We start from the raw sequence: 23,289 nt of genomic DNA, 5'->3' as shown, positions 1-23,289 counted from the left end.
GCAGAGGAGACTATTGCGCCCAGCGAATCGGTGACACTCATTGTTTGGGTCAAGTCGTAGAGGTTACTCGGGCAGGATGAATGATCGAATGCAAAACTCAAAACTCAAAACTCAAAACTCAACACATTTTCAACGCCCTGGGTTTAGATTGCTGTTAATTTGGGTAATCATGATGGCAGGGAGTTTTGGGCTTTTATTCAATTTATATCGGCTGCAAGTCGTCATCTCACCTAGCTTGGAAGAAAAAGCAAGGCAACAGCAGATGATTTATATGCGCCCGTTTATTCCGCGTCGTCCAATAGTTGACCGTAATGGTAATGTTTTGGCTGTGGATCGGCGCGTCTATACCCTTTACGTTCATCCCAAACTGTTTAAGCTATCCAAAGTCACTATAGCGACTCAGCTAGCGCCAATTTTGGACAAGTCGTCTACTGACTTGGAAACGCTATTTAATAAAAGAAATACAGGGATTCAAGTTAGCGGGTCATTAACGGAAGATACAGCGAACAAAATTGCTCAATTAAGTTTGGATGGACTCGAACTGATTCCCAAATATTCTCGCCTTTATCCTCAGCAAGAGTTAGCCGCCGATGTGGTTGGGTATGTCAATGTTGATCATCAAGGTCAGGCAGGAATTGAGTATTCTCAGGAAAAATTATTAGAACGAGAAATTCGCACGCTGCGAATGAGTCGGGCAGGTAATGGTACATTGATGCCGGATCATATTCCAGAAGGGTTTCTCCACTCAGATGATCTGCGGTTGCAACTGACTCTAGATAGTCGGTTACAACGTGCGGCACGTTCTGCCCTTAAGCAAAAAATTAAGGAATTTAATGCCAAACGAGGTACTGTAATTGTTATGGATGCCTTGGATGGTTCCTTGTTGGTGTTAGTCTCAGAACCAACCTATAACCCGAATCAATATTCGACCTCTGAAATTAGTTTGTTTAAAAATTGGGCATTGGCAGACTTGTATGAACCGGGTTCCACATTTAAGCCTTTGAATGTAGCGATCGCGCTGGAATCTGGGGTAGTTCGTCCTGATAGTTTATTTAATGATACGGGTTCGATTCAGATCGGTCGGTGGCCCATTGCCAACTATGACAAAAAAGCCCATGGCATGATCAATCCGGCACAAATCCTGCAACATTCCAGTAACGTGGGCATGGTGCGGATGATGCAGCAAATGCAGCCTGAGGTTTACTATGGTTGGCTAGAACGATTGGGATTAGGGCAGAGATTAGAAACAGATCTGCCCTTTGAAACCGCCGGACAGCTCAAAAATCAGCGAAAGTTTACCAGTTCTCCGATTGAACCAGCCACAACAGCGTTTGGTCAAGGCTTTTCATTAACGCCGCTTCAGCTTGCTCAACTCCATGCTACGTTAGCCAATGGGGGTAAGTTAGTTATGCCTTATATGGTACAAGGACTTTTTGATAGTCAAGGTCAGCTATATTGGCAACCACGCCTGAGTGCGCCCCGCCCTATCTTCTCACCAGAAACCAGTCAGAAGGTTCTGGAAATGATGGAAACTGTGGTTAGCCAAGGAACGGGAAAAACGGCTCAAATTTCAGGGTATCGAGTGGCGGGGAAAACGGGAACGGCTCAGAAAGCTAGTCCCACGGGGGGATACTTTACCAATGCCAAAATTACCAGCTTTGTGGGAATTCTCAGTGTGGATTCTCCTCGTTATGTGGTGATGGCGGTGGTGGATGAACCGAAGGGAAATGCTTTTGGCTCTACAGTCGCTGCACCAATTGTCAAGTCAGTCATGGAAGCCTTAATCGCGATCGAGCAGATTCCGCCAAGCCAGCCAAAAGTAGCGACAGAATGACTGTCATTTTGCCAAGGCGATTTGACCTGAGGAAAGTTGGTAGGTAAATCAAGGGATGGGAAGCGAAATCGCCGGAAACTGAAGCTGTGCAGTAAATCAGTGCTACCGTGACGTAGGGCGTTGAGATAAGGTGCGATCGCCTTTCCGTTCAGGTTGGCAGTTAAGTCTCGGATCAGGATCGCGGCGAGGCTTTCAAGTTCGGATGGGGTAAGCTACATCCCATCAGGATCAAAGTCAGGCTCAGAGTAGGTTTCCAGGTGGGTGAACAGAGGCGCGATCGCGAAATCCTCGCTTGGCTTGTTGATAGCCTTGCTGGTAGGTGAGTTCACCAGGGGGACAGTTTGGTTTTAACATAGTAAAAGTCTCCGTTTACGGGGTAGTCACAAGTCGGCAGGAAGCGTCGGAATATGCGGTAGAGCATCAATATGTAAATACCCTCCGGGAAATTTGTTTGAGTGTTCTAGTCTTCTTCTATGACGTGAAATCCAACCTGTTCTGCAATCAGGCTTAAATACTTAGATGTAGCGAGAGTCGGCTCATAAGCGCTGTTTTCCCACTGACTAACTGTCGCCTGTCGTACACCAAGCTTTTGGGCAAACTCTGCCTGAGTTAAACCCATATAGCGACGTAGTGCCTTGATGAGTTGAGCATTCCATAGCACAGTGTCACCCAGATGCGGAACTTTGGGTTTAGCCGTAGGTTGGCGAAATGTTACCCGTTGCTGATCCAAATCAACATCCTCAACCCGATATCCGGCTTCCATCCAAGCAGAAGCTTGCAGTGCGCCTTTGCTGCGATTGCTCCACCATGCCCGTTTTTTGCGTGCTGAGTCGGGTAAGGTGTCATTCATAATTTCCTCAATTTCTGTAAAGGTGAGAATGACTTCCGCTTGATTGCTCTGACGCAGAAATTCCAGGAGTTACAGAGCTTACGCACAAACTCCACATGTAGTAGGGAAACGGCACTGCCGTGCCCCTACAGGTAGCGCCTGTGCTTTTTGGCTAAAAAATATAATTTGCCCCGATATTATTCACAATTGTTTTGCCAAATGTCTAAAGGGCGCAGAGATGAGCGAACGGTGAGATGTTCAGCTAACTGCCATAATTGTTTATAAGGGAAAAGAAAACTTGAAGGAGGCTGGCGATGAACAAAAGTAAACTGGGGTCATTTCTATTCATTGGCATGATACTGGGGTTGACAGCCAATCCCGCTCAGGCGTTACCCGGTCAAACCGTGGAAACCGTCGCGGCTTGGATTGCGGCTCATCCTACCTTAGAACCCGGTATTGGCGATGGCTTAGTCGTGACTAAGCGTAATACCGCCGCTCAACGATTTAAGTTTGAAGCCTCGGTGCTTCCTCCAGGTCAAATCGCCTTTCCCACGAATCGCCGCCTGATTCAAAGTGAGCAAATTTCCTTCTATGACATGATTAACGGCGTGACTCCAGAACGACTCACGGAGTCACTGCGAGTTATTTATGGTCCAGCAATCTATCAAGATTACCAGAGAGCTAACCTGGTATACGCCTATCCCACACCCGCAACCATTGATTTAGCTCGACGACAAAATCGACCAATGCTAATAGCACGACAAGGCGAGCTTTTATTAGGCGATCGCTTTGCCTATTGGTTAGAAGTGACTCGAACTGAGAATGGCAAGCCAATTAATGGGCGGATCACGGTTTTCTTGCCAGAAGATTTAGACAAACTTGAAGTTGAGTTGCGAAATCGTTAGTCATTGGTCATTCATTTGCCAAATACCTGAAAAAATACTCTCCACAACACGAGCAATGCGCTTGAGATCTTCATCGAGCAGGGGGGGCCAATTCACACTAGCCCGACGCCCTGCTTCAAACTGTTCTCGGCTCTCATAAGCTAATAAATATAAGGCGTGAACAAGTTCTCGGTCTAGAGTCGATGCATCTCGCAGACGCTCAAATATCATCTTTAGGGCTAATAAAATATTGGTAATCTGACCTGGAATTGGTGGTTTGTACGACTTGAGTCGAACCAAAAAGGCGTCTTGATTTTGGTCAGATATTGTGGTTTGATTAATCACAAAGTTACGGGCTGTTTTGTAATCCATTTAATTTTAATAGACGAGTTTACGCTGATAATTTTGTGCGAATAATATTATAATATTATCGCTAAATCCGGATAAACTATTCCCTTGTTGCTTGGGACAAGGCAGAAGGCAAAAGATAGAGGGCTGGCTTATACCAAGTTACAGTCAAAGACGTAATCTATCATGCTGAGCGAAGGAACAGTAGCGAAGCATCTGCGGAATCCTTCACTTTGTTCGAGTGTAGGCTCCCTGTAGCCCATCCTCTGTTCCAATGACATGATAGAACGCAACTTCTTATTACTCAGGCGAGACGCTGACAATAATTACAACAAATATTTATCATAAATCTATAAATTTTATTCTCTATCTATAGTTGCTTCTGCTCGACTCCCTTAGTCGTTAAATTTATAGAATTTATTATTTTTTCCAGTTTTATGCGGATCAAGCATTGAACAGTCTGAAGCAAGTATTACATGACTTACGCCTTTGAATTTTTTTTGTAGAGATTAATTTTTAACTCTCCTTAAAGAAGCAAAAACGTCAGTCTTAATGTATAAGCGCTGCAAATGACATCTACAATGCACATTTATAGTTGGGTTTTGTTCGCTAGTCTATCCCTATCTGAACCAGGAAGACTTGATTCCTCTTTTCTGGTAAATCAGCAAAGGTTAGTGCTAGCTTCAACAGAACAAAGTCCGCCCCCTGGTTGTAATCGAACTGATCCTCCTGACTGTCAACCTCGATAGTAGACCATTTTGAAAATAAAGCTAGTTGAAAATACCTCGTGCTAACCCGCTTTTTATAGGCGGGTTATTTATGTCTTAAGCGACCAATGAAAACGTTACCCAACAGATTTCCACCTGCCATGAAAACTCAACGCAATGACCTGCGGTAATTGCAGCCGACAGGCAGGTTCTTGATCAAGAGCATCGCTGTCATAGATCCACACTTCACTTTGGTTAGAATTCCCATCATAAACAACGGTTAATACCCACCCCTGTTCTGGATTTAGCGCGTCAGGTGCATGGATAGGTTCTGATGGATAGCGATTCTTGCCCAAATCGGCTTCGATTAGGGTTTGGGTTTGACAATCAAACCGTGCGATCGCACTATAAATTTCGCGACGGTGATCCATATCTTGGCGATGCAGTGCTAGATAAATAGAACGGGAGGCTTGACCCACTTGCGCGTCTGGAACCACTGGAAACTCGACGTATCGATCTAACAATTCCCGTTCGGCGATAATCATCCCAGTTTGGGGATTGATCTCAACCTGCCATAATATCTCGTTGGTAATCGTATGAATCTCACCGATGGCGATTTCTTGGAGACGTTGGTTTGTGCCAAAATCCGGATACCGAATAAATTCGACCACAATCGAACCCTGCTGATTCACATAGCCATTGGCAAAATGCCACTGAAACCAAGGATCGGCTTCGCTACGGGCGACTAATGAAAGCGTTTCTCGGTCAACGATTAAAATTTGGGTTCCTAATTGGGGACGCCATTCCATCGCCTCGCCAAAGCTACTCACCCCCAAGGCGGCGGGTAGGAGATTCACTCGTACAGGGGGTACGAAAAAGACAAGATAAGAGCCTGCGAGGACAAAATCATGAACTAGGGGTATGCCTTTGAGTGGTATCGTTCCTTTTTGGACGATTTTGCCCGTTGAGTCGCTTTTGTAGAGATTTAAGCTGGAATTAAGTCCGAGGCTGATGCCAAAGTTAAATATCTCCCCCGTTTCTGGATCACACTTGGGATGGGCTGAAAACGAGTCTCCCTCGCCTAAATAGTCTAAGCGATCGCGCCCCCAGGTTTCTAAGGTTTGCAGGTCAAGTGCATAAGGATTCCCGCCTTCCCAAAGAGTTAGTAATTTATCCGGTAGGGGTAATACAGAGGTATTTGCCCTGTTTTTCACAGGTTTACCCCACCGTTCCCAGATTCGCCCTGCAGCTTTGGTGCCATAGTTAGGATAAAGTAATGTCCCGGCGGCGGCTTCGTCTTGATAGGCGGGGGTTTGCACGTAGCGATAGACCCCAGTGGCTGTAGCATCGGTGAAATGAACCGCTAAAATAGCACCATCCCCATCAAACCAATGTCCCATCCGTTGACCTCCTCGTTCTAGACGGGCAGGTCCATTGCGATACAGTGAGCCTCGTAATCCTTGAGGAATTCTGCCAGAGAGAATCGGTAAGGGGGTTAGGGGAAATTCAGTGGCGGGTTGAGCGATCGCCTTTGCCCAGGCTTTACGGGTTGATGGTGGGGTAGCTGTTTGCATGGTTCCCGATTCAGGGTGACTATTTCTTCTATCTTAGTTAATTTTTGTAACAAAATGAGCGCTAGGTTTTTATCCATTTTCCCCTGAAACCCTTTTACAGACTGGCTTTCAGCACTATCCTTAGGTTTTAGCGTACAAAATAGGGGGTTACACCCCTCATCCCTAAAGTGCTATAGTTTGATACGTAGATGCACCCTGATAATCAAGAGAGTCGCGCAAGTGACTCTTTTTTTTTCGACATTTCCCCCCAATTACATTACAGATTTTAACGAAAAGTAAATTAGTTTATCATTTTGACACCATTGTCCGGAACAGTGATAGATTAAAAATTGAAGCAAGCAAGAAAGCTTCCAGTGACAGATATTACACTTCCGTTCACTGTTGAGTTCAGGAGGTAAAATAACTATCCATCTTATTTCCCTTGTATCAGTAATATCTGCCACATCAGATAGTGAAACGATCCAAATAAACAATAGCAGCCCAACCATAGCCGCTAATATTTCCTCAATTAACTTGTTGGGAGCAATGCAACTGAAGACCACTCAAGAGTAGTAGTTCAGTGCAACTCTATTTAGACTAGTGATAGCAAGAGGAGATTCCTTAGATGAGTCAGGTCAGGCTGCTATTGTTTTAGAGGGTTTGGCGATTCACCTCACGTCATAAACTTCCCCTGCTCCGCTGCTCCCCCGCAGATACAAAGCTGCTCAAGTATTTCCATGCCCGCTGTACTAGCTCCCCCTCTCCTCATCTGCCTCCTCGTAAACGTCTCGTGATCGCTACTATAAGATTTAGGTGTCAATCAGCCGTCGGTTGACGAATAAAAAGGACTAGATAACTAAACCCTTAAATCTGGGGTGGGCTTAACGGGACATCCTTTCCGACGCCGCACCCGAAACCATGACTCGTCATCAGACGAGGCTTTTTGCCCAGCGAAATAGTTTGATAGTTTTGCCATGACAATTTATTTTTATAAGGTTGAGGAACCCTATGGCTGCTTTTCCAACTTCTCTCCCCACCCGATCCAGATCGATGGCTGGTGTTGGCAAACCGTTGAGCATTACTATCAGGCGCACAAGTTCGTCGGGACGACAGACGAAGCCTTGATCAGGACAATAAAAAATGTGTCAACACCAATGGAAGCCGCCCTCCTCGGACGCGATCGCACCCGGAATCATCGTCCTGATTGGGAACAGGTAAAACAACAGATTATGTGGCGAGGGGTTTTGACCAAATTTCTTACCCATCCTGATATTCAGCAAATCCTGCTGAACACCGGAGAAGACGTGATTGTTGAAGATTCTCCCACAGATTACTACTGGGGGTGTGGTGAGGATCAAACCGGTGAGAATCATTTGGGGAAAATGCTGATGAATGTTCGTCAACATATCCGACAGCATTTAGCACAGGCGAACTGCAAACTCGTAGATCGGTAAATCTGAAACAGGCGCATACTCTTCCGCTTTCAGGTGATTCAGAGGAAACGGTAAGTAGTCGGACAAAAGAAAACGGTGCTGTATTAAGTTTTGTACATCACCCTCAAACCCTTACTGTTCCCCGTGAGACACCGAGCGTGTTACTGAGCGTGTTACTGAGCGTGTTACTGAGCGTGTTACTGAGCGTGTTACTGAGCGAAGTCGAAGTAAGTCGAAGTAAGTCGAAGTAAGTCGAAGTAAGTCGAGGTGTTCCCTAATCTCAACCGTTAACTTTAATTGTGTCCACCCACTTAGAATCACATTTACCGTCTGATTCGCTGATGTGCATCTAAAGTATCTCAGGGGAATCTTGATCAGGGGTGTAAAAGGTGGGAGGGTATGCCCATTAAAGGCGTGACATACAACTCAGGGCGGTCAGGTTAGGGTTCGCTCACGGCTGGGTTTTATGTGAAAACTGATTTCAGACCAAAGAATCCTTAAACTATAAGTTAAGTATATTCATACAGATTTGTGAAGTCGGTGCATCGAGCTAAACCTCTGATTCATCACTTGGATTACCCCCTAAACCAGAATCAGAGAGTGTTTCATAGGAGTAGGAGAGTGTTACAACCAGAACTCGATCAAGAAGACTTATTGCGCCGGATCACGAATCGGATTCGCCAATCCTTAGAGTTACAAGAGATTTTAAATGCCACAGTTGCAGAAGTGCGATCGTTGTTAGGAACCGATCGCGTCATGGTTTACCGCTTTCATGCGTCGGGTGGTGGACAGGTGATTGCTGAATCAGTCAACACCAATCGACTGTCTTCTCTCAACGGATTAAACTTCCCCGCCGATGATATTCCCGAACAAGCCCGTCAATTGTACCTCACTGAGCGCTTGCGTTCCATTGTGGATGTTTCCGAGGGACTAATTGGTTTATCACCCTTAGAACCCTCAGAAACCGATGATCGCTCCACGCCGCAACCGATTCACTATCGTCCCGTAGATGCTTGTCATGTCAAGTATTTACGAGCAATGGGGGTTCAGTCTTCCATGGTCTTACCCATTGTCCATTATGATATTCAGGCTCAACGGTCTCAGAAACGACTCTGGGGACTTTTAGTCTCTCATCACGTCACACCCCGTACCATTAGCCAACGGGAATTGCAGATTGTCCAATCGGTGGTGGATCAGGTGTCCATTGCCATTGCTCAGTCGAATCTCTTATCCCAAACCCGTCAGCAGCATCAAATCGAAGCGACGATTAATCGTGTCTCCACCTTGCTGCATTCGTTACCCACCATTCAACTCCAAGCTGCTTTACAAGAAACGGTTAGCGCTCTATCGAGTGGGGGAGGTAGACTCTATATAGCCCCAGACCAAGTGAATCTGAGGGCAGAGTGCCTGATATATGGCACACAACCTACATTTGAAGACAGTCCGAGGAAGATTGAAGAGCATCCTGTGTTCGTCCAATGGGTAACAGGGGATAGAACCGTTGACACAGCCAATGGCTCATCTGAATTCACTTCGACTCCTGTCGGTTGTCAGCCACTCATCGTCAATGATTTGCATCAAGTCGCAGAGTTAGCGAGTCTAGCTCCAGCCTTTGATGGGACTCCAATTCGAGGTTGGTTAGTAATACCCTTGTATTATCGCTCCTCATTCTTGGGTTATCTAAGTATTTTTCGCTCCCAAGTGGTGCAAGAAATTTTGTGGGCGGGAGAGTTTAACCCCAATGAAGAACAACGCAGTCCCCGTGAATCTTTTGAACAGTGGCGAGAGGTCAAATGGAATCAAGCTCAATTGTGGACGAATTACGACATTGAACTAGCGATCGCACTCGGTCATCATTTTGCCATGGCGATCGAGCAATATAAACTTTATGCTCAAGTACAAGCCCTAAATAGTAACTTAGAATGCCAAGTGGCTGAACGCACAGCAAAGTTACAGCAATCTCTAGAGCAAGGACGGGCGCTACAGCGAGTGACCAACCAAATTCGCGGTACTCTTGATCTGAAAACCACCCTACAAACGATTGTACGAGAAGTTCGTCAACTGCTGAACACTGACCGAGTGATCATTTATCGGTTTACCGATGATTCCCACGGTCAAGTTATTGTGGAATCGATGACAGGTGAGTGGTTATCACTTTTAGATATTGACGATCCGCAGCAGTATTTCTCGAAAGCCCAGATTCAAGTGTATAAGCGAGGTAATTTAGGAGTGATTAAGGATGTCACTCAAGCCCGATTAACTCCGGATCAACAAGAGTTCTTAAAACGTTGTCAAGTACAAGCCGCTTTAATTGTTCCCATTGGCGTGGAGAATCCTCAAACTAATGAAATACCCATTATGCTGGATAGTCTTCCTTGTCCCAGATGGGAGCAACCTCTGTGGGGATTTTTAATTGCTCAAGAATGTAAAGCTAGGCGAGATTGGCTTCCCTCAGAGATTAAACTGCTAAAAAAGTTAGCCGATCAAGCGGCGGTGGCGATTCAGCAAGCGGAATTATTTACCCATACTCAAGCCCAAGCCCAACAATTGGCAAGTGCGTTTCACCATCTCAAGCAAACTCAAGCCCAACTGATTCAAACCGAAAAAATGTCGAGTCTGGGACAGTTGATTGCGGGAGTAGCTCACGAAATTAATAATCCGGTGAATTTTATTTATGGTAACCTGGTTTATACCAGTCAGTATGCTCAGGATTTACTGAATATTATTCATTCCTACCAGAAATATCATCCTCAGCCAGAGCCAGAAATTATTGAATTGTTAGATGTTATCGACTTGGAATTTTTAGAAGGAGATTTACCCAAGCTTTTAGAGTCGATGAAAATGGGATCGGAACGGATTCGCAAGCTAGTTTTGTCATTGCGAAACTTCTCCCGCCTTGACCAAGCCGAGAAAAAATTAGTAGATATCCACGAAGGGATAGAGAGTACGCTACTGATTTTACAATATCGCCTGAAAGGAAAATCCAATCATCCAGGGATTCAGGTGATCAAAAATTATGGGGAGTTGCCGTTGGTTGAATGCTATCCCAGTCAACTGAACCAGGTTTTTATGAATGTTTTGAGCAACGCGATTGATGCGTTAGAAGACTGTAATCCAGATCACCAGAGGATTACGATTTCCACAACTGTTCAATCTAAGACTAGTGAGAACCAATATAGTCCGAATAACACCACACCAATAGAGGAAAATCAAGGCTCATTTCCAACTCATATCATCATTCAGATTGCTGATAGTGGTTCAGGAATTAGCCCAGAACTTCAATCACAAATTTTCGATCCCTTTTTTACAACCAAGCCGATTGGGAAAGGAACGGGTTTAGGGCTTTCGATTAGTTATCAAATTATCGTGGAAAAACATGGGGGAATCTTTAAATGCAGTTCTCAGCCAGGAGAAGGAACTGGATTTTGGATTGAGATTCCCATTCGTCAGTCTCAAAGCGAGGATAAATAGGGGCTGCTGAATAAATTTTGTGGTGGGGTAGGGAGCTGGGGGAGATGGGGGAGCTGGGGGAGCAGACTCTCCTTATTATTTCCTTATTCCGCCGATCGCGTCTAGGGGATTGTTGGCAGAAAATAGTCTCAATCATACCCCGTCTGATGCGATCGCACTTCACTCATCTTAGGAAAAGTTAACCAACGTGCGATCGCTTTTTTAACCAAGTTATTAAGGTTTTATGGTAATTTCTCCTACCATACCTGCTTCTGTATGTCCAGGAATTGAACAATGAAGTTCGTAGGTTCCGGGTTTCATTGGCACAAATACCCACTCAGCCTCGCCACTGGGTTTCAGTTCTAGTTCATGGATTGCTCCTTTAACTTCGACTTTGGCGGCTTCAACTTTTTGAGTCCAACTCGCATCAGCAAAGTCTTTGGCGGTGAAGTAGTGCTTTTGGGGACTAGGATTATCCAGCAACAGTTTATAGCGTTTACCTGCGACAAACTCAAATTGGTTAGGGAAGAACTTCAATTCATCGGCTGAATTGCCTAAACTCACGTTAACCTCTATGGCTGGAGTCGCCGCGATCGCTGGGAAGCATACTAGGTTAATTCCTAGAATTAGTCCAATGATTGCGGTTAAGCATCGGCGAAGCCATTGATTTTGCCAGGGGTGATTTAAGGATAGTTTTTTGAGCATCATAGTATTCAGATATTGCACTATTTGGATCACATCGTTACGATTACTAGATTATCAGGATGGAGTAATTCTTTCGCCACCTGATTGACTTGTTCTACGCTAACGGTTTCAATGTGACGGACGAATTCTCGAAACATGATATGACTTGGACTACACAATTGCGCTCAGTTCAGCCAGATAGTGACGCGAAATGATACAACTTTAGCTTTTAGCCAGGGGTTTAACCAAACCCCTAGCTGTTGGTGAGACTGCTACACCAATATTCCCTCTTGATTACTGCTATTATTCCTAACTTCCAAAGGCAAAAATATCGTCATCACTTCCCCAGTTTGCGGTCGCTGACGCACAATTAATTTACCGCCCAAGGCTTGGAACAAATGCTTGGTCACGTTTAGATTCAAACTCAGACTGCCTGTTTCTGGCTGAAACATTAATAACTGACCAATTGACTTTAACGTCTGACAGGTTGACTGTCCAAACTTATCCAAATTCCCCGAATTGTCTGGGTTAGGTTGGGACTGAAATTGCAACTTTAACTGGTCTCCAGCGGGAGTGACCTGCACCTGAATATGACCGCCGGCGGGTAAGGTACGGGTAAAATTCTCCACTAAACCCGTCAACACCTGATCTAACATCGAAGGATTACTCACCACCGTGGGCAGATTTTGCGGCAATACGACATCCAAGCTAACATTACGCCGCTGTGCCTGCTTTTGCCAGTGGGGAATACTAGTCTGGAAAATTTGAGCCAATGACATTGATGTGAGATTAACCGGGGTTTCTTTCACCGCTTTTGTTTCTAATTCAACGGCTCTAAAAATTAACTCCATGCGGTTAATCTGTTCTGTACATTCATGATCTATGATTTCCAGACGCCGAATTACTTCTGGTGCTAAATCTTTACGTTTTAATAATAATTTAGTTAACGTGCGAATCGTCGTTAGTGGTGTGCGAACTTCATGAGTTAAAGCTTGCAGAAGTTCCACATCCGGGGCGGATTCACGGAGTTGGGACACTCGATGATTAACCCGGGTTTCTGACTTAGCTAAGGGTTGCCAATCCCGGTCTTCAATTGTCTCACTGTACGCCGGATCTGTAGAAACTTGAGTAACTGAATTAATCGGTGTTACTGCTATGGTTTCATTCTTCGGTTCTACAGAATATTCCGGCATATTTTGCAGCAACTGACGCCCAAATTGCATAACAATTTTATAATCGGGAGGCTGAGGCGCAAACTGCTTAACTAATGTATCTAAATAACTCAGTTGATGGGGATTGGCTAATAATAATCGAGGATAAAGAGACGCCCAAGCTTTTTGCACATCCTCTGGATCAAAGGAGAAGCGAAATCCAGGTACACCATTTGGGTCTTCTCCCGCCGCCATAACTAAACTAAAGCCACGGGTAAAGACTAAGCAAAACTGCTCCTCAGTTAATGAGTCAGCCGGAAATAAGCAGAGTTCATAAGTCGTATTAACCGTACCTTGAGCTTTTTCCGGTTGAGCTGGAGGCAATTGAAAGGGCATAAAACTCCAGGGGTTTACAGTTTCAGTCGTAAACACCCCCGTTTGAAAATGAGAAAGCAGATCAGAGTGGCTTAAAACAGGTGCAGGACCGGCTAAAACTAACCCATTTAGAGATGCTGAGTTGTCACCTTGATCCTGTTGGCAAAGGACTTGTAAGAGTAACTTTTCCAGAGACGCGATCGCACTTTGCCATTCTCGCTGCGATCTCCTTTCGTCTCTCATCCGCTGACTCGCCGCACTGCGCTGTCCCTTATCCATGACAACCGTTGTCGATTCAACCTGAGATTCGACCGGATTGTTCACCCCAGTCGGCGTATTCTGAGCTAAAACTTCGCTGATGTTTGGTAACAACCACTTTTGCACCACTATCTATCCCCATGAACTGCCAATTCTACTTGTCTACCTATGAGGATACTGGCTCTCGTCATCTCTCTGGGGTCGTAGAACCGAACCCCTGAGTCGCAATTTCCGTGGAATGGTTATTTGTCATTCGTCCTTTGTCATACTCGTTACCGAAAACAAGCAAGCTACCTCATTATGTGAGGGAACAGGCGATAGAGTGTTGATATCAGGACGGGTTTTACGATTATCGTTTCGTACTTTACCTAGATGTGACTAAATCCGCCTCGACTACCTCATCCAATGCATGATTCACACAATTCTTTCTTCCTACAGATGGACAAGTGACTAATAATGGTTATCTCGCACGATTGATGAATGTCTGCCAGAGAAATGTAGAAATAGGGGTATCAGGTTGAAAACCTATAGATAGATGGAGGCGGATACTATGACGTTAGGTCAATATCAGCGAGGTGTGGGGGTCTTTCCGACGCGACAAGCTACCGAAGATGCTCTAAAACATCTGATAGATGCAGATTTTCCCATGAACCAAGTATCAGTCATTGCCCGGGATGAGGAGCAAATTGCTGGTGTTCAAGTGCAAGACGATACCGAAAATGAAGCCGGAGAAGGTGCGGCGGCTGGTGCGGTTGCGGGGGGAGTTACAGGAGGTATCGTCGGTTTAATTGGTACCTTGGGTGCGATCGCGCTTCCTGGAGTTGGACCCATTTTAGTCGGCGGTGCAGCGGCTTCAGTAATTGGTAATACGCTCTTGGGTGGGGCGGTTGGTAGCGCGGCTGGCGGCTTATTTGGGGCGTTACTTGGATTAGAAGTTACCGAAGCTGAAGCTAAACTTTACCAAGATCGCTTAGAAAAAGGACATTATTTAATCCTAGTGGATGGCACATCAGAGGAAATCAGCCGTGCGGCTTCTATCCTGAAACCCCAAGGAATTCAAGAGTGGAGAAGTTATAATCGTCCTGAGGTGAATACTCCCGCTCCCGGCTATACTCACCCAACGGCGGCTCCAGTGGGATCTCCTACACCCCTTGGCACGGCGTATACAGGACCCTTTGGTGAACCTTTGGGTGCAACACCGACGGGTGTAACTCCGGTTACTCCACCACCAACAGCACCAACACCTGTAACGCAAAATCAGCGAGCGATTGGTGTCTTTTCTTACGAGCAAAATTTAAAAAAGGCTCTCGATGGGTTAAAAGCGGCTGGATTTGACATGAACCTCGTTTCAGTGATTGCCAAAGACGCCGAACATCCCGATCAGGTGTCTGGGGTGAGAGTCACCGATCCCGTGAGTCATGAAAAAGCCAAAGATGCAGCCACCGGGACTGTCGCTGGGGGTGTCTTGGGCGGATTAACCGGATTACTGGTTGGGTTAGTCACCGTAGCGGTTCCTGGTGTGGGTCCCGTGGTATTTGTCGGAACCGAAGCCGCTGCGATCGCTTCTGCATTAGGCGGAGGAGCTATTGGTGCGGCTGCTGGTGGTTTGGTCGGTATACTCGCGAACTTAGGCGTTCCCGAAGAGCAAGCCAAAAAATATAGCCATCGCCTCTCTCATGGGGATTATCTGGTGTTGGTTCAGGGAACGGATGAGCAAATAAGCCAAGCCGAAACCATTCTGCGCGATCGGGGGATTGAGGAATGGGAGATCTACAACAATCCCAGCGCCCCCATGACTCATCCCGGTCGTGTCTTTCCATAAGTAGGTGGGGACAATTAAAGTTAACGGTGGGGAACCCGCGCAGGCGGGTTTCGTTTGTGTAGCTGCGGTTACCCTACGGGAAGCCGCTCCGCGTCTACAACCGCCCAGCTAACCTAGTTTGACAGTGAACCTTATCACTCATAGGATTGATATTTCTAGTAAGCACTTTAACTGAATCCCTTCTGATCAGTCCCAGTTTGACGATAACTACTGATTATTTATAGCCAAACTTGGCGCTGATCTAGCCTGAAAAAATATGTCATCCATTCAAAGACTGACCCCAAGCAAAAGTAAACGTCAAGTCCGTCGCGCCCTTTGGTTTGAACGTGTGATGGCGCTTTTGGCTTCGTTCAACTACTTCTTAGTCTTATTTGACTTGACCTACCTGCCTCTGCGAGATTTTTGGCTACATGGGGAAGTCCAGTTATTTAGTTTTGACATCGGCCCGGTTAGTTTTCCTGGTTTGCCCTTAGAGGTTCCTCTACCTCCGATTACACAGTGGTATGACCCAATTAAAGGTATTGAACCCTACCGAGACACAGATCAATATTTGGAAAAAGTTAATGAACTAGAAGCAGAGATTGATGCAACAAACTTAAGAACTAAGCTGAGAAGCTTACAATCTCCTGAAGTTGCCCAAATCCTGGAATATCTGCGCCAACGCAGCGTAGAAATGATTGAGACAAATCCCTTCCAACTCGCTGATAAGACGGGGGATCTGGAAAAAATTAAGAATAAGATGCGAGAGCATATTGCCACTGAAGAGGATTCAGCGAAAGAATCATTTAGACAGTTTTGGAGTTTAGAAAACTTAACCGCTAGAGAACCCGAGGATGAACTCCAATTTTTTAATGATGAGATTCGTCCTCTTATGGCAGCGAATTATTACCGCCCTATTGGGGAAACCGGAGATTTTGTCGATTATTTTGGACTCGTCGATTTTCCCTTTTTCGCTCTGTTTTTGGCAGAATTTTTGGCACGTACCTGGTTGATCAGTCGCCACCGCACCGGGGTTAGTTGGCTCGATGCCATGTTATGGCGTTGGTATGACATCTTTTTGTTGATTCCCCTTTGGCGCTGGCTGCGAATCATTCCAGTGACAATCCGACTGGATCAAGCGAAGCTAGTGGATATGAGTGCGATCCAAAAACAAGCGCGTCAAGGATTTGTCGCTGAAATCGCTGGCGATATGACCCAAGTGGTAGTGATTCAGATTATTAACGAACTCCAATCTTCCATTCGCCAAGGGGAGATAGCCAATTTTCTTCAGCAACGGGAAGTTCGCCCCTACATCGATCTCAACGAAACCGACGAAGTTGCAGCACTGACTAAAATTATGGTGCAGATGACTGTTGAGCAAGTTCTTCCTGCTATCCGTACCGATGTAGAAGACTTGCTACGGCATAACGTGGACAAAATTTTGAATCAGTCTCAAGCCTATCAGGGACTAGAGAAAGTACCAGGTGTAGAAACAATTCGCAATCAGTTAACCGAACGACTGGTACACCAAATTACCCAAGCGCTTTACAATGGATTAGACGCCGCGATCGCAGATGATCCAGTCGGGGATCAAATTCTGCAACGCTTAATTAGTCATCTGGGCGAAGCTTATGGTTCCCAAATTCAGACCCAGAAAACCTTAGATGAAATTCAATACTTGCTCAACGCCTTCTTAGAGGAAGTCAAAGTTAATTACGTTGAGCGTTTGTCCCAAGAGGACTTAGAGGACATTCTTGACCAAACCCGGGCAATTCGGCAAAAGCGACAGGTGTAAGTGGGTGGACACAATTAAAGTTAACGGTTGAGATTAGGGAACACCTCGACTTACCTCGACTTACTTCGACTTACTTCGACTTCGCTCAGTAACACGCTCAGTAACACGCTCGGTAACACGCTCGGTGTGTAACAGGGAACAGTAAGGGTTTGAGGGCGATTTACTTACACTTAATACAGTACCAATACTCCAGCGTAACCCCCTTTGCTTGTGGTCACCCGATCCCACAACCTGCAAAGATTGCGCTAAACTCTAACATAGCAACGGAAGTTACTCTATCCTGATGTCGGAGTCTGGGGAAGCTATAAAACGATTCCCAAGTACACAAGCAGGGTAGAGATTGTGTCAATCGTCGCTAAGCTTCTTGGCAGAAATTTTACCTGGAGGTGGGTTGAACCCACTTTTTTTGTTGAAGTTTTTCTATGACTCATCCCCTGATTCCACAACTAATCGATTTGGCAACCCCAGTAGCCGAAAAATTGGGATTGGAGTTCGTTGGGGCGGTGTTTCACACGAACAGACGTCCCCCTGTACTTCGGGTAGATATCCGCAACCGCGACGGCGATACGGGTTTAGATGACTGTGAACGTATGAGTCGGGCTTTAGAAGCTGAATTAGATGCCGTGGATTTGATTCCAGATGCTTATGTTTTGGAAATTTCTAGTCCTGGGATCTCGCAAGAGCTAACGACAGACCGAGACTTCATCGCATTTAAAGGATTTTCCGTGGTGGTCAACACCGCTGAACCTGACCAAGGACATAAAGAATGGCGAGGGAAATTAATTCGCCGGGATGATACCCGTGTATATATCAACCAAAAAGGACGGGCGATCGCCATTCCTCGCGATCAAGTGACTAAAGTACAGTTCGATGAGCAGGGTTAAACCTGTTTAGATCTTATGAAATTTAGTCATTGAGCATGGGTTCTGTTGTTCACGACCCCTAATAAACAGTTTATGGAGATTTGCCTATGTCTATCGTTAATCTGCCGGGACTAAAAAAGATGATCGAAGAGATCTCTCAAAGCCATAATTTACCTAAATCAGCAGTCCAACAGGCACTGAGAGAAGCACTGATCAAAGGCTATGAGCGCTATCGCCGAGCGCAACGCATGGAGCGACCTCATTTTGATGATGAGTACTTTAACAACTTTGAAGTCGATTTAGATATCGAAGAAGAAGGATTCCGCATTCTTTGTACCAAAACCATTGTTGAGGAAGTTGGCAACACCGATCATCATATTTCCCTCAAAGAAGTTCAAGAAGTCGCATCAGAGGCACAATTAGGTGACTCGGTGGTTCTGGATGTTACCCCAGATCAACGTGATTTTGGTCGCATGGCTGCTATTCAAACCAAGCAGGTACTCTCCCAAAAACTACGGGATCAACAGCGCAAGTTGATCCAAGAAGAGTTTGAAGAGTTAGAAGGAACGGTTCTCCAAGCCAGAGTGCTACGATTTGAGCGGCAATCGGTGATCATGGCGATTAGCAGTGGCTTTGGTCAGCCGGAAGTGGAAGCCGAACTGCCCAAGCGCGAACAATTACCCAACGATACCTATCGCATTGGCAGTACCTTTAAGGTTTTTCTCAAAAAAGTGCGTGAAGGTCCTCACCGTGGACCCCAGCTTGTGGTTTCGCGAGCTTCGGCTGGTTTAGTGGTCTATCTGTTTGCCAATGAAGTCCCAGAAATCGAAGATGAAGTCGTGCGAATCGTGGCGGTGGCGCGAGAAGCTAATCCACCGTCGCGTCATGTCGGACCTCGGACTAAAATTGCCGTGGATACCCTAGAGCGGGATGTTGATCCCGTTGGGGCTTGTATCGGCGCTAGGGGATCGCGGATTCAAGTGGTCGTTAATGAATTGCGCGGCGAAAAAATAGATGTGATTCGTTGGTCGCCTGATCCCGCTACCTATATAGCCAATGCACTGAGTCCCGCACGAGTGGAGGAAGTCTTATTGGTGAATCCAGAAGGGCGTCAGGCTCACATTTTGGTCGCCGAAGATCAGCTCAGTTTAGCTATTGGCAAAGAGGGACAGAATGTTCGCCTAGCAGCTCGTCTCACAGGTTGGAAGATTGATATTAAAGATATCGCCAAGTACGACTACGAAGCTGAACACCAGAAAATGCAGGAGTTACAAGCCGCGATCGCACAGAGGGAAGCCGAACTCGCTGATGAAGAAGAGGATGAGGAGCAACTAGAGAGAGAAACTTCCTCACCAGCCGAGTTAGAGGCAAAGGTGACAAATCCTCAATCTCTAGCCGACGAGGAATTTGCTGAAGACGACGAGGAATTTGCTGAAGACGACGAGGAATTTGCTGAAGACGAGGAAGAGGAGGATATTTTGTCCTAATCTTCGGAGGATCAAAGTAAGGTGTTAGATTCCTTAAGGGCGTTGAACTCTTGCACCTAACTTGATCAAGAGGGAACGGGGAGAGATTTTCATGGAGCCTACACCAAAATCATTGTCCGAATCTTATGGAACCCAATTACCGACGTTGCCTAAGTTGTCGCCGGGTGGCTCAAAAACAAGCATTATGGCGAGTTGTGCGAATCCATCCATCGCGACAGGTAAAATTAGATCAGGGCATGGGACGTTCGGCTTATATCTGTCCTCAAGCGAGTTGTCTGGCAGCTGCTCAGAAGAAAAATCGATTGGGACGAGCGCTGAGGGCATTGGTTCCCGACGAAATTTATCAACGATTATGGCAGCGTTTAGAACCTTGTCCCTGGAGCATCCAACGCAGCAGCGATTGAGCATAGCATCCAAAAAACTCCAGCAAGGCTCTCAATGAACCTAAGCAATCGCTAGGATGGTAAAGGAGTACCATTACTAATGGTGTTCGGAGGTGAGTCTGACCCTGATCAAGTTAACAACTCCTACCTGAGGAAGAGACTGAGGATCTAGGGATCTAGAAAATCTATCTAGTTTTGTTAAGATTTGTGTAAGTTAACTATCCAGGCTCTGATTAAGAGTGTAGAGATATCCAACTGGCTTACAGTCAATCAATGATCGCCTGTGTAACATGAGTTATTGGTGAGTTATCGAGTAGACTCTTAAAGACACCTTATTGATTTAAGCCAATCCGGCACGGAAACCAATGACCACGCACGCTTTCAATCATTTAGCTATGGTGTAACAATATGTACGACGGGGGAATAGTGGATGAACAACGGCAAAGTCAGAATTTACGAATTATCACGGGAATTGAATTTGGACAACAAGGACATTTTGAATATTTGCGAAGGACTTCATATTGCAGTCAAAAGTCACAGTAGCACGATTACAGAATCTGAAGCTGAGCGAATCAGAGCGGCGGCGGAAAAATATGCTGAGGGGATCACTAGCCTCAAAGGTCGTGACCAAACAACCTCAGCATCTGCTAACCATGCGGATGGACGCTCTAACAATAATAATCAGCGAAAACAGCAAATTTTGAGCGTTAAGCCTAAGCCTCGTTCCAGTTTTAGCTCTTCCCAGGGATCAGAATCTGGGTCAAAGTCTTCTCAACCCCCCGTCAAGCCGACTGTGAATCCACCGCGTCCACCCGCCCAGCTTAATCGACCGACGACACCAGTGAATTTGCAGGAGGACGATTCTGAGTCAGAAACAGAAACACTAACTCCATCTCAAGGGTCACAGGAGAACGATACTAAAGCTGAAGTGGAAGCCAAACCCAAACTTATCCAACCCCCCGTTCGACCAGCGTCACCGAAACCCAGTCAACCCACCCAGGTCGAACGACCGAAATTGAAGCGCGAGCGATCGGATGAGACTCCATCAGAGTCGGATGACCGTTCTCAGCCGCCTGAATCGACGAGTTCTCCTGAACCGCCAACTCCGGTTCAAACTCCGGCTAAATCTCCCGCCCCAGCTCATCCGAAACCTCCGGCTCAGCCTGTTCCTAAACTTCAATCTCCCCCCAAACGCTCCCGACCGACTCGTCCGGGTGAGAGTCCTGAAGTGGCGGCTATCGATTCGGATTCTCAGGAACAGAAGCAGGAGGAGGTCGATGAGGGCGTAGAAACCCTTCTGGAACCACCGGAACTTAAAAATCTTAAAGTCAAACGACCCACGCCGCCACGTCAGTCGAAGAAACGAGAATGGATTGATGAAGAAGAAGATCGCGAAGGAGCTAAACCCGGAAAAGCGGCTAAGCTCAAGCGGCGACCTAAACTGATCGAAGAGGATGAGGAAGAGTTTGATGGTGACTACCAACAAGCTGACACTCCTGTGGCAGTCAGTATGTCGGTCGCTCGTCCTCCTAAACCTAAATCTCAAACGGGACAGACTCCCCCACCAACGGCAGCCAGTCAGGTTAGGAAAAAGCCAGAAGTTAAAACCGGCAGTAAACCAGAAAGTCGCGATCGCCGTCGTGAAAAGCAAGAAGTCGCTGAACGTCCCGAGCAAATTGTGCTAAACGATTCGCTAACCGTTCGAGAACTGGCGAATAAGCTGAACCTTGCCGAAACAGAAGTGATTAAGCAGCTATTCTTCAAGGGATTGGCCGTGAATATCACCCAAACCCTGGATCTGCCCACCGCTCAAATGGTTGCCGAAGAACTTGGCGTTGATGTTCAGACACAAGAAGCTGAATCGGAAGCCACTAAAGTGACCGAAATGCTGGATGCGGCTGACTTGGAATACCTGGTTCGGCGTCCACCTGTAGTCACAATCATGGGTCACGTCGATCACGGTAAAACTACGCTGCTGGATGCCATTCGCGAAACCAAAGTGGCACAAGGCGAAGCGGGAGGAATAACTCAGCACATCGGTGCTTACCATGTCGATGTAGAGCATGAAGATAAAGTCCAACAGGTGGTCTTTCTGGATACTCCAGGTCACGAAGCCTTTACCGCGATGCGGGCGCGGGGAGCGCGAGTGACCGATATTGCTATTTTGGTCGTCGCCGCCGATGATGGGGTGCAACCGCAAACCCGAGAAGCGATCAGCCATGCTAAAGCCGCAGAGGTGCCGATTGTGGTTGCCGTTAACAAAATCGATAAGGAAGGGGCACAACCTGACCGAGTGAAGCAGGAGTTAATGGAACATGGATTGGTTCCAGAAGAATGGGGCGGTGACACAATCATGGTGCCCGTGAGTGCGATCCAAAAAGAAAACTTGGATACGCTCCTGGAAATGATCCTGCTCGTTTCTGACATTGAAGAACTCTCCGCTAACCCCGCCCGATTAGCCAAAGGTACGGTTATTGAAGCCAACTTGGATAAATCTAGAGGTCCAGTTGCCACATTGTTGGTGCAAAATGGCACGCTGCGGGTGGGTGATACTCTAGTTGCGGGATCGGTCTTCGGTAAAGTACGAGCCATGACCGATGACCGAGGCAAACGAGTAGACGAGGCAGCCCCCTCCTTTGCCGTAGAGGTATTGGGTTTAAGCGATGTCCCGGCTGCTGGTGATGAGTTTGACGTCTTTGAACAAGAAAAAGAAGCTCGCGCCGTTGCGGATACGAGAAGCCAAGAACAGCGCGAATCTCGTCTGCAACAGGTGATGTCGTCCCGTCGAGTCAGCCTGAATAGCCTCTCTGCCAAAGCTCAAGAAGGGGAACTCAAAGAACTCAACTTGATCCTAAAGGCAGATGTGCAAGGCTCCGTTGAAGCCATTCTGGGTTCACTCAAACAATTACCCCAAAATGAAGTTCAAATCCGAGTCCTATTAGCGACGGCTGGAGAAGTCACCGAAACCGATGTTGACTTAGCGGCGGCTAGTGGTGCGGTAATCATTGGCTTTAATACCACTTTGGCTCACGGCGCTCGTTATGCTGCTGAACAAGAGAGTGTTGATGTGCGCGAATACAACATCATCTATAATCTCTTGGATGACATTCAAGCGGCGATGGAAGGGTTACTGGAGCCAGAATTGGTGGAAGAACCCTTGGGTCAAGTGGAAGTCCGAGCTGTCTTCCCCGTCGGTCGTGGTGCGGTGGCAGGTTGCTACGTACAGTCAGGCAAAGCAGTGCGGAATTGCAAGATCCGAGTGCAACGTCGGGGTCAAATGATCTACGAAGGAGTGCTTGATTCGCTGAAGCGGATGAAGGATGATGTCAAAGAGGTCAATGCCGGATTTGAATGCGGTATTCGTGTTGATAGATTCAATGATTGGACTGAAGGTGACATCATCGAAACCTATAAGATGGTGAGCAAGCGCCGGACTCTATCAGCGACTTAGATG

15 protein-coding genes are annotated in these 23,289 nt (G+C 46.5%); 10 read left to right on the top strand and 5 right to left on the bottom strand.

Going from position 1 to position 23,289, the window contains the following annotated elements; genetic code table 11:
- The first annotated feature begins 88 nt into the window (after positions 1-88).
- Positions 89-1,834 carry a peptidoglycan D,D-transpeptidase FtsI family protein gene (locus RH949_RS04260; protein WP_446352022.1) on the top strand — a complete coding sequence of 582 codons (1,746 nt, stop codon included), beginning with the start codon at positions 89-91 and terminating at the stop codon, positions 1,832-1,834.
- Between the two features lie 460 nt (positions 1,835-2,294).
- Here RH949_RS04260 and RH949_RS04255 read toward each other — a convergent pair whose 3' ends face one another.
- Positions 2,295-2,750, bottom strand: a complete 456-nt coding sequence (locus tag RH949_RS04255) for a helix-turn-helix domain-containing protein (RefSeq protein WP_446352061.1) — start codon at positions 2,748-2,750, stop codon at positions 2,295-2,297.
- A 227-nt stretch (positions 2,751-2,977) separates the two neighbouring features.
- Between RH949_RS04255 and RH949_RS04250 the strand changes: the two genes are divergently transcribed.
- The gene (locus RH949_RS04250; RefSeq protein ID WP_006100937.1) at positions 2,978-3,568 is read left to right on the top strand and encodes a hypothetical protein; all 591 of its coding nucleotides are present in this window, start codon (positions 2,978-2,980) and stop codon (positions 3,566-3,568) included.
- Here RH949_RS04250 and RH949_RS04245 read toward each other — a convergent pair whose 3' ends face one another.
- The gene (locus tag RH949_RS04245; RefSeq protein ID WP_044206886.1) at positions 3,569-3,919 is read right to left on the bottom strand and encodes a hypothetical protein; all 351 of its coding nucleotides are present in this window, start codon (positions 3,917-3,919) and stop codon (positions 3,569-3,571) included. It abuts the gene before it with no gap.
- An 820-nt stretch (positions 3,920-4,739) separates the two neighbouring features.
- The gene (locus tag RH949_RS04240; RefSeq protein ID WP_446352021.1) at positions 4,740-6,176 is read right to left on the bottom strand and encodes a carotenoid oxygenase family protein; all 1,437 of its coding nucleotides are present in this window, start codon (positions 6,174-6,176) and stop codon (positions 4,740-4,742) included.
- 953 nt (positions 6,177-7,129) lie between these two features.
- Between RH949_RS04240 and RH949_RS04235 the strand changes: the two genes are divergently transcribed.
- Both RH949_RS04235 and RH949_RS04230 read left to right on the top strand, forming a co-directional pair.
- A complete protein-coding gene (locus tag RH949_RS04235) occupies positions 7,130-7,609 on the top strand; it encodes an NADAR family protein (protein WP_006100996.1) in 480 nt (159 codons plus the stop codon).
- A 600-nt stretch (positions 7,610-8,209) separates the two neighbouring features.
- The gene (locus RH949_RS04230; RefSeq protein ID WP_006100748.1) at positions 8,210-11,059 is read left to right on the top strand and encodes a GAF domain-containing protein; all 2,850 of its coding nucleotides are present in this window, start codon (positions 8,210-8,212) and stop codon (positions 11,057-11,059) included.
- 213 nt (positions 11,060-11,272) lie between these two features.
- Here RH949_RS04230 and RH949_RS04225 read toward each other — a convergent pair whose 3' ends face one another.
- Positions 11,273-11,746: a plastocyanin/azurin family copper-binding protein gene (locus tag RH949_RS04225; protein ID WP_006100873.1), complete on the bottom strand. Its 474-nt coding sequence runs from the start codon at positions 11,744-11,746 to the stop codon at positions 11,273-11,275.
- A gap of 248 nt (positions 11,747-11,994) precedes the next feature.
- The gene (locus RH949_RS04220; RefSeq protein WP_446352020.1) at positions 11,995-13,635 is read right to left on the bottom strand and encodes a sensor histidine kinase; all 1,641 of its coding nucleotides are present in this window, start codon (positions 13,633-13,635) and stop codon (positions 11,995-11,997) included.
- A 421-nt stretch (positions 13,636-14,056) separates the two neighbouring features.
- Here RH949_RS04220 and RH949_RS04215 point away from each other — a divergent pair, with 421 nt between their 5' ends.
- From RH949_RS04215 to infB, 6 genes are all read left to right on the top strand, one after another.
- A complete protein-coding gene (locus tag RH949_RS04215; RefSeq protein ID WP_446352019.1) occupies positions 14,057-15,328 on the top strand; it encodes a general stress protein in 1,272 nt (423 codons plus the stop codon).
- A gap of 256 nt (positions 15,329-15,584) precedes the next feature.
- The gene (locus tag RH949_RS04210) at positions 15,585-17,102 is read left to right on the top strand and encodes a hypothetical protein (protein ID WP_044206889.1); all 1,518 of its coding nucleotides are present in this window, start codon (positions 15,585-15,587) and stop codon (positions 17,100-17,102) included.
- Between the two features lie 422 nt (positions 17,103-17,524).
- A complete protein-coding gene (gene rimP / locus RH949_RS04205; protein ID WP_006100822.1) occupies positions 17,525-17,986 on the top strand; it encodes a ribosome maturation factor RimP in 462 nt (153 codons plus the stop codon).
- A gap of 86 nt (positions 17,987-18,072) precedes the next feature.
- Positions 18,073-19,452: a transcription termination factor NusA gene (nusA, locus tag RH949_RS04200; protein ID WP_006100772.1), complete on the top strand. Its 1,380-nt coding sequence runs from the start codon at positions 18,073-18,075 to the stop codon at positions 19,450-19,452.
- A gap of 125 nt (positions 19,453-19,577) precedes the next feature.
- Positions 19,578-19,856 carry a YlxR family protein gene (locus RH949_RS04195; RefSeq protein ID WP_446352018.1) on the top strand — a complete coding sequence of 93 codons (279 nt, stop codon included), beginning with the start codon at positions 19,578-19,580 and terminating at the stop codon, positions 19,854-19,856.
- Positions 19,857-20,265: 409 nt separating this feature from the next.
- A complete protein-coding gene (infB, locus tag RH949_RS04190) occupies positions 20,266-23,286 on the top strand; it encodes a translation initiation factor IF-2 (RefSeq protein WP_446352017.1) in 3,021 nt (1,006 codons plus the stop codon).
- The last annotated feature ends 3 nt before the right edge of the window (positions 23,287-23,289 follow it).

The organism is Coleofasciculus sp. A1-SPW-01, from assembly GCF_040217205.1.
Classification (GTDB): domain Bacteria; phylum Cyanobacteriota; class Cyanobacteriia; order Cyanobacteriales; family Coleofasciculaceae; genus Coleofasciculus; species Coleofasciculus chthonoplastes_A.
Note: the sequence above shows the minus strand (reverse complement) of the source record. Positions and strands in the feature narration are given on the sequence as shown.